Source organism: Deltaproteobacteria bacterium (assembly GCA_016875395.1).
Taxonomy (GTDB): Bacteria; Myxococcota_A; UBA9160; order UBA9160; family UBA6930; genus VGRF01.
Genome location: VGRF01000011.1, coordinates 113,105 through 124,414, shown reverse-complemented (window position 1 = coordinate 124,414; position 11,310 = coordinate 113,105). Strand labels below are relative to the sequence as shown.

The following is an 11,310-nucleotide window of genomic DNA, read 5'->3' as shown; positions in this document are numbered from 1 at the left end:
GGCGGACCGCGCGCGCGCTCGATGCGTGGATCGCGGCGGTGGCGAGGCTCGCGCCGCTAGAGCTGAAGGCGCAGGCCGCGCTCGCGCCCCTGCGTGCGCAGTTCGTCGCCGCGCTCGCGGCGAGTCAGCCCGCGCGCCGCGCAGCTGGGATCGTCACGGCGAGCGCGCGCCGTGCGGTGCCCGGCGCGATCGACCGCATCGCGGACGCGTTCCTCGCCGCCGACGCAGAGAGCGGCGCGATCGTGGATGCGAACCCCGCCGCCTGCGCGCTGCTCGGCCTCGCGCGCCCGGAGCTGCTCGCTCGCGAGCTCAGCTAGCTCGCGGCGCTCGGCTCGCACGCCGCGCTGCGCGAGCTGCTCGACGCCGTGGCCGAAGGCCGCGAGCCGCCGCGCGTGACGCTCGCACTGCTCGAAGGGAGCGGCGCCGCACTTCGCCTCGACGTGCGCGTGACTCGCTATGCCGCGGGCGGCAGGACGCTCGCGCTGCTGCTCGGACGCAGCGGGGCCTGAGCGAAGATCGCTCGCGCCCTCAGCTCAGCTGCGCGCGCAGAAACGGCACGAGCTTCGACCACGCGTCTGCGGCGGCTTCGGGGCGGTAGGCGTCGGGGCGCGTGTCGTTCAGGAATGCGTGCCCGGCGCCTGGGTAGATGTGCACGGCGCTCGCGTGCTTCGTCTGCGCGAGACGGCGCTTCAGCTCCTCGACATCGGCGAGGGGAATCAGCGCGTCCTCGGCGCCGTAGAGCCCAAGCACGGGGCACGAGAGCGTCGCGAGCGCGTCCAGCGGCTGGCGCGGCTTCTTCGCGCGATCGAGGCCAGCCTCGTAGCGCACCATCCCATAGAACGGCGCGCAAGCGGACAGGCCGCGGCACTCGCACGCAGCGAGCAGCGCGTACTGCCCGCCCATGCAGAAGCCGATCAGGCCGACCTTGCGGCTCGCGACATCCGAGCTCGCCGCGAGCGCGTCGATGCCTTCCTGCACCGCGCGCAGCACGGCGGAGTCGGTGAGCTGCGCGATAAACGGCAGCGCGGTCGCGGGCGTGAGGCCCTCGCGTCCCGTGTAGCGGTACTGGTCGACGACGAGCACGGCGAAGCCTGCTTCGACCAGCCTCGCCGCTACGCGCCGATAGAGATCGGACACGCCCCACACGTCGGGAATGACGACGACGCCGGGGCTCGGGCCGCGCTCGGGCGCTGCCCAGTGGCCGAACGCGTCCTCGCGCGTCTTCACTGCAGCGCCGCGGGCGCCTGCTGCGATTCGACGCCGAGCAGCTCCACCTCGAAGGTGAGCGTCGCGTTGGCGGGGATCACGCCGGGCACGCCGGCTTCGCCATACGCCTTGTCGGGCGGACAAACGAGCGTGGCCTTTCCGCCCTCCTTCATCTGCGCCACGCCCTCGGTCCAGCACGGGATCACGCCGCTCAGCTGGAACGTCGCCGGCTCGTTCCGGGCGATCGAGCTGTCGAAGATCGTGCCGTCGGCGAGCCGGCCCTCGTAGTGCACGCGCACGCGGTCGAGAGCGGTCGGCATCGCGCCCGAGCCCTCGGTGTTGTGCGTGACGCTGAAGGGAGAGCCGTCGGGCGCGCCGGGCTTGCTCGCTTCTGCCGCGGGGTCGGCGTCGCCTTCGGCGCTCGCGGGGGCTGCCTCGTTCGAAGCCTGCTGCTCGGGTCGCGGCTCATCGTTCGAACACGCGAGCGCCAGGGCCGCGAGCGACACCAGCAGAAGCGAGCGAATCGACACGGTGCCTCCTTCGCGCGCGGCTAAGCGCCGGCGCGCTCCTTCACGAGAGCTTGGGTGATCTCACCGGCGTGCGTGAGCAGCGTGCCGCGCGTGATCTCGTCAGCGAGATCGAGCGCGAGCTTGGCGTCCTTCACGAGGTGCGTGACGAGCGTGACGACGTTGCGGCTGAAGAGGCGGCTGGCGTCGCCGGGAACCTCCGCGGGCAGGTTCAGCGGTCCTAACAACAGCACGCCGTCCACGTCGCGCTCGCCGCCGGGATTCGTGAGCGCCACGTTGCCACCGTTCGCGGCCGCGAGGTCCACGACGACGGCGCCGCGCTTCATGCCGCGCACCCCCGCTTCGTCGATCAGCAGCGGCGCGCGCTGGCCGGGCACGAGCGCGGTCGTGATCACGACGTCGCTCTTCGCCGCGGTCGCGGCCATCAGCGCGCGCTGCTTCGCGTAGAACTCCTCGCTCTGCGCCTTCGCGTAGCCGCCCGCGTCCTGCGCGTCGCCGGCGTCGAGCTCGAGCTTCACGAAGCGCGCGCCGAGCGACTCGATCTGCTCCGCCGCCGCCGCGCGCGTGTCGTACGCCTCGACCACGCCACCGAGGCGCTTCGCCGTCGCGATCGCCTGCAGGCCGGCGACACCGGCGCCGATCACGAACACGCGCGCCGAGGTGATCGTGCCGGCGGCGGTGACCATCATCGGGAACAGCTTCGGCATGCGCAGCGCCGCGAGCAGCACCGCGCGATAGCCCGCGATCGTGGCCTGCGACGAGAGCACGTCCATCGACTGCGCGCGGGTGATGCGCGGGATCAGCTCGAGCGCGAAGGTGGTGACACCGCGCTTGGCGAGCGCCGCGGCGCGCTGCGGGTCGTCGAGGGGCCGCATCAGCGCGACCAGAGCCGCACCGCTCTTGAGCCGCGCGATCTCGGAGTCGCTCGGCGCCTGCACCTTCAGCACGAGGTCGGCGGCGGCGAGCGCACCGGGCTCGAGCTTCGCGCCAGCGGCCACGTACGCGGCGTCGTCGAAGCCCGCGGCGACGCCGGCGCCGGGCTCGATGCGCACGTCGAGCCCGAGCTTGACGAGCGCCTTCGCGCCGTCGGGCGCGATCGCGACGCGGTTTTCGGATGCGGCCGTCTCACGCGGAACGAAAACGATCATGGGGCGCGCAGGATAAGGGCTCGGCGCGAAAGTTCGAGGCGATCTTCGTCACCTTCCGGGCCACTTCCGACCTCGCGCGCGCGACTCGGCCTCGCGAGAATGCGCGCCCCATCGCGCACTGGAGCCACCGAATGTCCGCGCCTCGCGTCATCCACAAGAAGACCGGGAACTTCCTCGAAGACTTCCGGCCGGGGCAGGTCTTCCGCCACAAGCTCGGCAAGACCGTGACCGAGGGCTTGTTCACCACGTTCACCGAGTTCGCGATGACGACCTCGCCGCTCGCGAAGAACGCCCGCTACGCGCGCGCGCACGGCTTCGACGGGCTCGTCGTGCCGCCGGGCCTCGCGATGCTGGTCGCCTTCTCACAGACGGTCGAGGACGTGAGCGAGAACGCGCGCGCGAACCTCGAGTACATCGACATGCGCTTCGGCGCGCCGGTGTACGTGGGCGACACGCTCGAGGTCACGACCAAGGTGCTCGGCATCAAGACGAGCGCGTCGCGCCCGAACCTCGGCGTGGTGCACGTGCAGAGCACGGCGCGCAAGAACGTCGGCGCCCCGGGCGAGGCCGTGGTGATGACCTGGCAGCGCAAGGTCCAGGTGTACAAGAGCAACGACGCGGCGAAGGCGAACGAGGGCGAGATCGCGGCGGACGAAGTCGCGTGCGAGCTATGGCTGCCGCCGTACGACGCAAAGCGCGACTACAAGGCGCTCGCGCACCTCTCGAACGCCGACACTTATTACGAAGACTTCGAGCCCGGCACGCGCATCGAGCACTCGCGCGGCCGCACCATGACGAGCGAGCACATCCACCTGACCGCGATTCTCGACAACACGAGCCAGGTGCACTGCAACCAGCACATGATCGACCTGAACCCCGAGCAGTACGTCGGCGGCCAGCTGATCATCTTCGGCGGCATCCCGTTCGTGCTCTGCCTCGGCCTCTCCTGCCCCGACGTCGCCGACAACGCGCTCGGCGACCTCACCTACACGACGGGCAAGCACACCGCGCCGCTGTTCGCGGGCGACACGGTGTTCGCGGCGACGGAGATCCTCGGCAAGCGCGACCTGACAGGCCGCCCCGATCTCGGCGTGATCTCGACGCGCCTGTTCGGCTACAAGCCGAAGGCGAAGCAGAGCACGGAGCGCGTGCAGATCTTCGAGCTGGATCGCGAGATCGTGGTGAAGCGAAGAAGCCACTACGCGTAGGCGCTACACGCTGCGATGGCGTAGCGGGGCAACCTGCGCGATCGCTGAGAAGTCGCGGTCGCGGTGCAGTACCTCGAGGTCGTGCCGAATCGCGCACGCGGCGATCAGGCAGTCGGTCGAGGACCGAATCGTCAAGCCCGAGCGCCGGGCCGAGCGGTAGAGGCCCACTGCCTCGAGCACGACCGATTCGCGGACCGGCGACTCGATGCACGGCAGAGCCAACATGGACTCACGCGCCGTCCGGAACGCTCGTTCGTCCCGAAAGCCCTGCAGGACCTCTTGGATGACGGGCAGGCAGGTCACGACTTCGCCGATGTCGATGACTGCGTCGAGATCGAGGGGACGAAAGCGGCGGAAGACATCCACCCAGACCGAGGTGTCGACGAGGATCACGCGCGGCGACGCCTCGTGGGGCGGCGATCCCTGCGCATCTCGCCGAGGTCCCCCTCCCAAAGTCCCGAGCCGCGGAGTTCGAGAATGCGCCGCGCCTTCGCGCGCTTTACGAACTCCTCGAGGGCCTTCTCCACGGCGCGTGAGTAGGTCTTCTCACCCGACAGCCGCGTCGCCTCTTCCAGCAGATCTTCGCGAAGCACAAGATTCGTGCGTTTCATACACACAGCGTAGCTTGCGCACGCCCGGGAGCCCGCGGCCCTACGCGATCCGCTTCACGCTCTCCGGCAGGTCATCCGCGACCCGCACGATCGGGATCCCCGTCTGCGTGTTGAGGTGCATCTCCTGGTGCGCGCGCGGGAGATCCTTCCAGGCGTAGATCTCTTTGTGCACGGTCGGCTTGAACACCTTGCCGTAGAGCGCGGTCGCAGCGGCGCAGCCCTCGACCGTCTCGTAGTGCGTGTGGTCGATCGTCACCTGCTTCACGCTCATTAAGGTCGAGTTGTAATCGACGACTTGCGAGAGCTGCCATCCGGACGAGACGTTCACGCCCTGGCGCGCAGCGACGGCGAGGCCCGCGGCGAAGACTGGGCCGCGCAGCATGTCGCACACGATGTGCATCTGTTCGCCGTTCGTGAGCTTGCGGCACTCGGCGGTAAACGCCTTCACGCCGTCCTTCGACTTGAAGCGATCGAACTTCTTCTGGTCGATGCCGACGATGCCCTGCTTCTCGAGCGCGGCTCGGCGCTCGGGGCTGCCCGAGCAGAAGAACGCGCTATGGCCCTCGCTCTTCGCGAGCTGGAGGAACAGCTCCGACACGCCGCCGCCGAAGCCGAGCACGTTCACCAGCGCGCGGCGTTCGTACGGCACCTTGAGGCGGTAGATGCCGAGCGCGCGGCGCCACATGTGGTACGCGGTCGGCGCGCGCAGCGGCATCGCTGCGATCTCCCAGAGCGAGAGGCCGCAGCTGAGCGGCGCGTGGATCAGCTGCCACTCGCCGACGACCGCTTCCTTCGCGTACCAGCCCACGGAGTCCTCGGCGTCGTAGCCGAAGATCCGCAGCGGGAACCCGTAGTCGTCGCCGCCGCCGTTGCAGTGCGTGATGACGATGTCGCCGGCCTTGAACTTCTTCACGTTCGCGCCGACCGCGAGCACTTCGCCGGTCATCGAGTTGCCGGGGATCATCTTCCCGCCGCGCACTTCGGCGATGTTGATCGTGTCCGCCGTCGTCGCGTGATCGATGTTGTGCTCCGCCGAGACCGCTAGCACGCGCACGTGCACGTCGTTCGCCCCGATGGGCCGCAGCTCGAGCGTGTCGAGTGCCAGCACGCGCGACACGTCGACCTTCGCGGGGTCGCCGCCTACGCGCGCCTTCTCGGCAGCGACGGCGGCGGAAGAGATCGAGTACGCGGCGACGGACGGCATGCGGGCTCCAGGGGTTGAAGAGGGGCGCGCAGGGTAACGGCTCGGCTTGCGAGCGCGCGCTCGGGTTGCCCTGCTCCGTCGTACTCCATACCGTGCCGCGCCTTCACGCGAAGGTGAGCGATGCGTTTTTACGAGTACGAGTCGAAGGCGCTGTTCCGCAAGCGCGGCATGCCGCTCGGCCGTGGCAAGGTGGTGAACAGCGCGGCTGAAGCGAGCGCTGCCGCGAAGGAGATCGCCGGCCCCGTCGTCGTGAAGAGCCAGGTGCTCTCCGGCGGGCGCATGAAGGCGGGCGCGGTGCAGTTCGCCGACACGCCCGAGCAGGCCGCCGCGAAGTACGAGCACGTGCTGCCCATCATCGTGAAGGGCGAGAGAGCGCGCTGCGTGCTCGTGGAGGAGAAGTCGCCCGTCGCGAAGGAGTTCTTCGCGAGCGTCACCTGGGACGGGCGCGCGAAAAAGCCCGTGCTGCTGTTCTCGGACATGGGCGGAATCGACATCGAGGAAGTCGCCGAGAAGCACCCCGAGCATCTCTCGCGCACGCACTTCTCCTCGATCCTGCCGATCAGCGAGCGCGTCGCGAAGGAGGCGATCAGCGCGGTCGGCGTGACGGGGGACGACCTCAACGCGCTGATCCCGATCGTCTACAAGCTGATGCAGCTGTTCCTCGACTTCGATCTCACGCTCGCCGAGATCAATCCGCTCGCGAAGCTGACGAACGGCAAGTTCATCGTGCTCGACGGCCACGTGGACATGGAGGCCGAAGCGCGCGGCGCGCACAAGCCGCTGCTCGCGGAGCTCGGCATCGGCGACGACGAGACGCGCCTCGCGCGGCCGCCGACGAAGTTCGAGCTCGACGGCGCGCGCGTGAACGCCGCGGACCACCGCGGCGTGGCCGGCAACGTGGTCGAGTTCGACGGCAACTTGGGACTCATCATCGGCGCCGGCGGCGGCTCGCTCACGCTGTTCGACGCGGTGCGCAAGCACGGCGGCAAGCCCGCGAACTACTGCGAGATCGGCGGCAACCCCAGCGTGGGCAAGGCGAAGAATCTCACCAAGCTGATCCTCTCGAAGCCCGGCGTGGAGAAGATCGCGGTGATGATGAACGTGGTCTCGAACACGCGCGTCGACATCGTCGCGCGCGGCGTGATCAAGGGCTGCCTCGAGGCCGGCAAGAAGCCGAGCGACGTGATCGCGATCTTCCGCATCCCCGGCTCGTGGGAGGAAGAAGGCTTCAAGATCTTGAAGAAGTACGGCGTCGACTTCTGCGACCGCAGCGTGTCGATGTACGAAGCCGCGGGGCGCGCGGTAGCGAAGATGAAGGCGTAGCGAAATGTCGATCCTCATCACGAAAGACACGACCTTCATCATTCAAGGCATCACCGGCCGCGAGGCGGTGAACCTGACGCGCGAGAACCTCGCCTACGGTGCGAAGATCATCGGCGGCGTGACGCCGGGGCGCGCGGGGCGCGACATCTACGGCGTGCCCGTCTACGACACGGTGCGCGAGATCGTCGCGAAGCACGGGCAGCCGGACGGCTCGATCGTGTCGGTGCCGCCGCGCTTCACGCGCGATGCGGTGTTCGAGGCGCTCGAGAACGGCATCAAGCTCGTCGTCGTCGTCACGGAGAACATCCCGCGCAAGGAAGTGGCGCAGATGGTCGAGCTCGCGGCGCTGCGCGGCGCGCGCATCATCGGCCCGAACTGCCTCGGCATGATCTCGCCCGGCGAAGCGAAGATGGGCGGCGTCGGCGGCCCCGCGGCGAACACGCGGCAGGCCTACAAGAATGGCCCCATCGGCGTGATGTCGCGCAGCGGCGGCATGACCACCGAGATCGCGTCCACCCTGACAGCCGCGGGCCTCGGCCAGAGCACCTGCGTGTCGATCGGCGGCGACGCGATCGTCGGCACGACCTACGCCGAGCTGATGCCGCTGTTCGAGGCCGACGCGGAGACGAAGGCGATCGCGATCTACTCCGAGCCCGGCGGCCGCATGGAAGCCGAGCTCGCGGAGTGGGTAACCCGCAACAAGTCGCGCCTGCCGATCGTGGCGTTCATGGCGGGCCGCTTCATGGACGAGATGAAGGGCATGCGCTTCGGCCACGCCGGTACGATCGTCGAAGGCAAGGAAGACACGACCGCGGAGAAGATCGCGCGCATGGAGGCGGCGGGAATCAGCGTGGCCGAGCGCATCGAGGAGATCCCCGCGCTGATCCGCAAGCGCCTCGCGGCGAAGGGAGTGACGCTGTAATGCCCGGGCTGTTCATCGACGTGCAGGTGGACGCGAGCGTCGCCAAGGACGCCGCGCTCGCGAAGAAGCTCGCCGACGTGTGCGCGGTCGACATCTTCGACCAGAATGCGGACGGCACCCTGAAGATCGTCGCGGACAACCTCGACGAGTGCGTGCTGTGCGATCTCTGCATCCAGGCCGCGCCCGCGGGCGCGGTGCGCGTGATCAAGCTCTACGAGAACTGACGCCGCGAGTGGAGGCTCGCACGATGCTTCGCGCCACCACATGCAACACGGTCGCCGTGCTCGTGCTCGTGCTCGCGAGCGCCTCCGCGCGCGCGGCCGAGCTCGTCGTCGAGTGGGCGCCGCTCGCGGTCGCGGTGGAGAGTTATCAGGTCGAACGGCGCGTCGATGATCCCAGCGAGTCCTTCCGCTTGATCGCGCGGGTCTCGGGAGACGCGACGCGCTTCTCCGACCGCAGCGTTCGCTTGGGCGTGCGGTATTGCTACCGCGTTCGCGGCGTCCGCGCGGAGCGCATGTCGCCGCCTTCGCCGGAGCTGTGCAGCGTCGCCACCGAGCCCGCGCGCGAGCCGGAGCCCGCTCCCGAGGAGGCGGCCCCGCTCGTCCCGCCGCTCGACACGTAGCCGCAGTCCGTCGACGTGAGAGAGGTGAAAGCGATTCGCAGGCCGCCGCCGCGTTATCCGCAGGAAGCGCAGCTCGCGGGAATCTCCGGCTGGGTGAAGCTGCGGTTCACCGTCGCCGCGGACGGCACGACGAGGGACGTGCAGGTCGTGCTTGCCGAGCCGCCGGGCGTGTTCGACGCGGCGGCGATCGAAGCCGCGCAGCGCTTCTTCTACTCGCCGCGGACCGAGAATGGTGTCGCGGTGGATCGCCCGAACGTCGAAACCGAGATCACGTTCACGTGGATCGACCGCGGTGGCGCGCTCGTCATCGACCCCCGTCGCCCGGCGTCACGCTGATCAGCGCGGGCGCGCCCCACTCGTCTTCGACCGGAGCGGCGCGGCGTGCCTCGGGCACCGACGCCCGGGGCTGCCGCACCGGTGGAGGCGGCGCGATTTGCGCTTGGGCGGGCGCGCGTGCCGGCTCGGGCGCCGCGGCCACGCGAGGCGACGGTTCTCGCGCTGCACTCGCGCGCACGCGCGGGGTTGCTCTCGGCTGCTCGCGGGCGGGCGGCCGCGTCTCGGCCGCGAGCGGCGCAGGCGCCTCCCGCGGCGCGAGCTTCGGTTCCGTGACGACTTCCTCGGTAGGCGGCGCCGCGGCGACAGCGGGTAGCACCGGCTCCAGCGTGCGCGCCTCGTTCGCGCTCGGGCCCGCTGGCTCACTCCTGCCGAGCCACAGCCCCGCACCGAACGCGACGGGGATCAGGAACGCACCCACGGCGAGCGCGATCGCCAAGCTGAGCGGCACCGTTCGCGGTTCGCGCGGGGCCGGAGCCGCCGGCGGCGCGGGAGGAATCGCGTCGTCGCGAACCGGCGCGGGAGCGACGGCGGGGCTCGGCGCTTCGACGATGGCGCGCGGGACGGGGCGCGGCGTTTCTGCGCCAGCGAGCCGCGCCGAAGCGCGCGCCGTGTGCGAGGGTGGCTCAGCGGGTGCGCTGCGCAGCGCGGGTGCGAGCTGCCCGCGCACCGCGCGCGCAGCATCCTCGACGCGCGCCGCCGAGCTCGCGTCGAGCGCCACGGTGAGCTCGGGAACACCGAGCGCAGCGATCGAGTCGCAGCTGCGCGAGCTCGTTTCGCCCGCTCCGATCAACGTGATGGCGCCCGCGCTCTCCCGAGCCAGGCTCGCGAGCGACTCGGCGGTCGCGGGGGGCATGCGCTCGGCGTCGTCGAGCAACAGCAGCAGGGGCTGCCGCTTCGCGAAATCTCGCAGCGCCGCGACCGGCTCGGCTCGCGCGCCGAGCGCGAGACAGTCCAGACACCAACACGCGATGCCCACGAGATCGAGCGTCGGCACCGGCACGTAAACCGCGCGGAACCCGGGCGGAGGCGCCGCCTCGATCGCGCGCAGCGCCGACGTTCGACCGCTCCCACATTCGCCGTGAATGAGAATCATCGGGGTGCCCCGGTTGAGGTGGCCCCGTTCGCCCTCGCGTCGCACGGACGCGAGCCGGTTGCGCCGTGGCTGCTCACGCCCTGCCTGCCGGCTTCGGCTGCGGCGCGAGGTTTCGCGACAGCTTCAGCATCAGCTCGATCGGCGCGAGCGCCTTCACGCGCAGGTCTTCGGGCACGGTCACCTCGGGCGCCAGGTCGCGCAGGCACAGGTAGAGCTTCTCGAGCGTGTTGAGGCGCATGAACGGGCAGCGGTTGCACGAGCAGCTCTCGTCGATGCCCGGCGCCTGGATCAACGTCTTCTTTTTCCCTGCCGCCGCGAGCTGCTTCTCGATCTCGTGGAACACGCCGTCTTCCGTCGCGATGATCAGCGTCGTCGCGCGCGACTCGACCGCGCGCTTGATGATGCCCGTCGTCGAGGCCACGAAGTCCGCTTGCGCGAGCACGGCGCTCTCGCATTCGGGATGCGCCAGCACCTCCGCGTCCGCATGCTTCACCTTCAGCGCCGCGAGCTCCTTCGCGCTGAACTGCTCGTGCACGATGCACGCGCCGGGCCACACGATCAGGTCGTCGCGCCCGAGCTGCTCGCCCATCCACTTCGCGAGGTGACGGTCCGGCGCGAGGATGAGCTTCTGCCCGTCGAAGTGGCGCGCCATCGCGACCGCGTTCGACGAGGTGCAGATCAGGTCGCTCATCGCCTTCACTTCCGCGGAGCAGTTGATGTAGGAGAGCAGCTTCGCGCCGGGGTGCTGCGCCTTGAACGCGGCGAGGTCCCTCGGCGGGCAGCCGTCGGCGAGCGAGCAGCCCGCCTCGAGATCGGGCACCACGACCTTGCGCGTCGGATTCAGGATCTTCGCGGTCTCGGCCATGAAATGAACGCCGCAGAACACGATCACGTCGCGCTCGACGCGGGTCGCAGCCTGCGCGAGCGCGAGCGAGTCGCCGACGAAATCCGCGAGATCCTGGATCTCGCATTCCTGGTAGTAGTGCGCGAGCAGCACCGCGTTGCGCTCGCGCTTCAGCGCGCGAATCGCTCCTTCGAGATCGGCGGGGAACTCGGGCCTAACGAGTTGGGGGGCGGCGGACATCGCATCACTCCGGGCGAGGGGCGACC

The 11,310-nt window shown here is 69.9% G+C and carries 16 protein-coding genes; 8 read left to right on the top strand and 8 right to left on the bottom strand.

The genetic code is table 11. The features are described from left to right. Positions 1-317 (top strand): PAS domain-containing protein (locus FJ091_11035; protein MBM4383890.1); only part of this gene is annotated, 317 nt, incomplete at its 5' end. 48 nt (positions 318-365) lie between these two features. After that, positions 366-509 (top strand): hypothetical protein, encoded by a 144-nt coding sequence (locus FJ091_11030; protein MBM4383889.1) that lies wholly within the window; start codon positions 366-368, stop codon positions 507-509. Positions 510-528: 19 nt separating this feature from the next. Here FJ091_11030 and FJ091_11025 read toward each other — a convergent pair whose 3' ends face one another. The 3 genes from FJ091_11025 to FJ091_11015 all read right to left on the bottom strand — a co-directional run bounded on the left by FJ091_11025 (position 529) and on the right by FJ091_11015 (position 2,881). Next, positions 529-1,227: a dienelactone hydrolase family protein gene (locus FJ091_11025; protein ID MBM4383888.1), complete on the bottom strand. Its 699-nt coding sequence runs from the start codon at positions 1,225-1,227 to the stop codon at positions 529-531. Next, entirely contained in the window at positions 1,224-1,526 is a 303-nt protein-coding gene (locus FJ091_11020) for an FKBP-type peptidyl-prolyl cis-trans isomerase (protein MBM4383887.1), read from the bottom strand. The genes FJ091_11025 and FJ091_11020 overlap by 4 nt, the downstream gene beginning before the upstream one ends. A 230-nt stretch (positions 1,527-1,756) precedes the next feature. Beyond that, positions 1,757-2,881 (bottom strand): Re/Si-specific NAD(P)(+) transhydrogenase subunit alpha, encoded by a 1,125-nt coding sequence (locus FJ091_11015; protein ID MBM4383886.1) that lies wholly within the window; start codon positions 2,879-2,881, stop codon positions 1,757-1,759. 131 nt (positions 2,882-3,012) lie between these two features. On the opposite strand from FJ091_11015, the gene FJ091_11010 reads away from it, so the two are divergent. Further along, complete coding sequence (locus FJ091_11010) at positions 3,013-4,089, top strand: MaoC family dehydratase (protein ID MBM4383885.1); 1,077 nt, start codon at positions 3,013-3,015, stop codon at positions 4,087-4,089. 3 nt (positions 4,090-4,092) lie between these two features. Here the strand turns inward: FJ091_11010 and FJ091_11005 are convergent, their stop codons facing one another. Genes FJ091_11005 through FJ091_10995 form a run of 3 tightly spaced genes read right to left on the bottom strand, consistent with a single transcriptional unit; the run spans position 4,093 to position 5,904 of the window. After that, positions 4,093-4,482 (bottom strand): PIN domain-containing protein, encoded by a 390-nt coding sequence (locus tag FJ091_11005; GenBank protein ID MBM4383884.1) that lies wholly within the window; start codon positions 4,480-4,482, stop codon positions 4,093-4,095. Then, positions 4,479-4,706 carry a type II toxin-antitoxin system VapB family antitoxin gene (locus FJ091_11000; protein ID MBM4383883.1) on the bottom strand — a complete coding sequence of 76 codons (228 nt, stop codon included), beginning with the start codon at positions 4,704-4,706 and terminating at the stop codon, positions 4,479-4,481. Before FJ091_11000 ends, FJ091_11005 begins: the two co-directional genes overlap by 4 nt. A 34-nt stretch (positions 4,707-4,740) precedes the next feature. Continuing rightward, positions 4,741-5,904, bottom strand: coding sequence for a hypothetical protein (locus tag FJ091_10995; protein MBM4383882.1), 1,164 nt, complete (start codon positions 5,902-5,904; stop codon positions 4,741-4,743). Between the two features lie 120 nt (positions 5,905-6,024). On the opposite strand from FJ091_10995, the gene FJ091_10990 reads away from it, so the two are divergent. From FJ091_10990 to FJ091_10970, 5 genes are read left to right on the top strand one after another with little or no spacing between them, the layout of a single operon-like run. Further along, positions 6,025-7,227 carry an acetate--CoA ligase family protein gene (locus FJ091_10990; protein MBM4383881.1) on the top strand — a complete coding sequence of 401 codons (1,203 nt, stop codon included), beginning with the start codon at positions 6,025-6,027 and terminating at the stop codon, positions 7,225-7,227. A 4-nt stretch (positions 7,228-7,231) separates the two neighbouring features. Continuing rightward, positions 7,232-8,149, top strand: a complete 918-nt coding sequence (locus FJ091_10985; protein MBM4383880.1) for a CoA-binding protein — start codon at positions 7,232-7,234, stop codon at positions 8,147-8,149. Further along, the gene (locus tag FJ091_10980) at positions 8,149-8,373 is read left to right on the top strand and encodes a ferredoxin family protein (GenBank protein MBM4383879.1); all 225 of its coding nucleotides are present in this window, start codon (positions 8,149-8,151) and stop codon (positions 8,371-8,373) included. Before FJ091_10985 ends, FJ091_10980 begins: the two co-directional genes overlap by 1 nt. A gap of 23 nt (positions 8,374-8,396) precedes the next feature. Next, a complete protein-coding gene (locus FJ091_10975) occupies positions 8,397-8,771 on the top strand; it encodes a fibronectin type III domain-containing protein (protein ID MBM4383878.1) in 375 nt (124 codons plus the stop codon). A gap of 24 nt (positions 8,772-8,795) precedes the next feature. After that, on the top strand, positions 8,796-9,107 hold the full coding sequence (locus tag FJ091_10970; GenBank protein MBM4383877.1) for an energy transducer TonB: 312 nt from the start codon (positions 8,796-8,798) through the stop codon (positions 9,105-9,107). Here the strand turns inward: FJ091_10970 and FJ091_10965 are convergent. Together FJ091_10965 and nadA are read right to left on the bottom strand one after the other, a co-directional pair. Then, positions 9,076-10,200, bottom strand: coding sequence for a hypothetical protein (locus FJ091_10965; GenBank protein ID MBM4383876.1), 1,125 nt, complete (start codon positions 10,198-10,200; stop codon positions 9,076-9,078). The genes FJ091_10970 and FJ091_10965 overlap by 32 nt on opposite strands. Before the next feature lie 73 nt (positions 10,201-10,273). Further along, positions 10,274-11,284, bottom strand: a complete 1,011-nt coding sequence (gene nadA, locus FJ091_10960; GenBank protein ID MBM4383875.1) for a quinolinate synthase NadA — start codon at positions 11,282-11,284, stop codon at positions 10,274-10,276. Positions 11,285-11,310: the final 26 nt, after the last annotated feature.

Excerpts from the sequence above, each read along its gene's own strand:
- FJ091_11015 (MBM4383886.1), bottom strand. The coding sequence starts at position 2,881 with ATGATCGTTTTCGTTCCGCGTGAGACGGCCGCATCCGAAAACCGCGTC.
- FJ091_10995 (MBM4383882.1), bottom strand. The coding sequence starts at position 5,904 with ATGCCGTCCGTCGCCGCGTACTCGATCTCTTCCGCCGCCGTCGCTGCC.
- FJ091_10975 (MBM4383878.1), top strand. The coding sequence starts at position 8,397 with ATGCTTCGCGCCACCACATGCAACACGGTCGCCGTGCTCGTGCTCGTG.
- FJ091_10990 (MBM4383881.1), top strand. The coding sequence starts at position 6,025 with ATGCGTTTTTACGAGTACGAGTCGAAGGCGCTGTTCCGCAAGCGCGGC.
- FJ091_11020 (MBM4383887.1), bottom strand. The coding sequence starts at position 1,526 with ATGCCGACCGCTCTCGACCGCGTGCGCGTGCACTACGAGGGCCGGCTC.
- nadA (MBM4383875.1), bottom strand. The coding sequence starts at position 11,284 with ATGTCCGCCGCCCCCCAACTCGTTAGGCCCGAGTTCCCCGCCGATCTC.
- FJ091_10985 (MBM4383880.1), top strand. The coding sequence starts at position 7,232 with ATGTCGATCCTCATCACGAAAGACACGACCTTCATCATTCAAGGCATC.
- FJ091_10965 (MBM4383876.1), bottom strand. The coding sequence starts at position 10,200 with ATGATTCTCATTCACGGCGAATGTGGGAGCGGTCGAACGTCGGCGCTG.
- FJ091_10980 (MBM4383879.1), top strand. The coding sequence starts at position 8,149 with ATGCCCGGGCTGTTCATCGACGTGCAGGTGGACGCGAGCGTCGCCAAG.
- FJ091_11010 (MBM4383885.1), top strand. The coding sequence starts at position 3,013 with ATGTCCGCGCCTCGCGTCATCCACAAGAAGACCGGGAACTTCCTCGAA.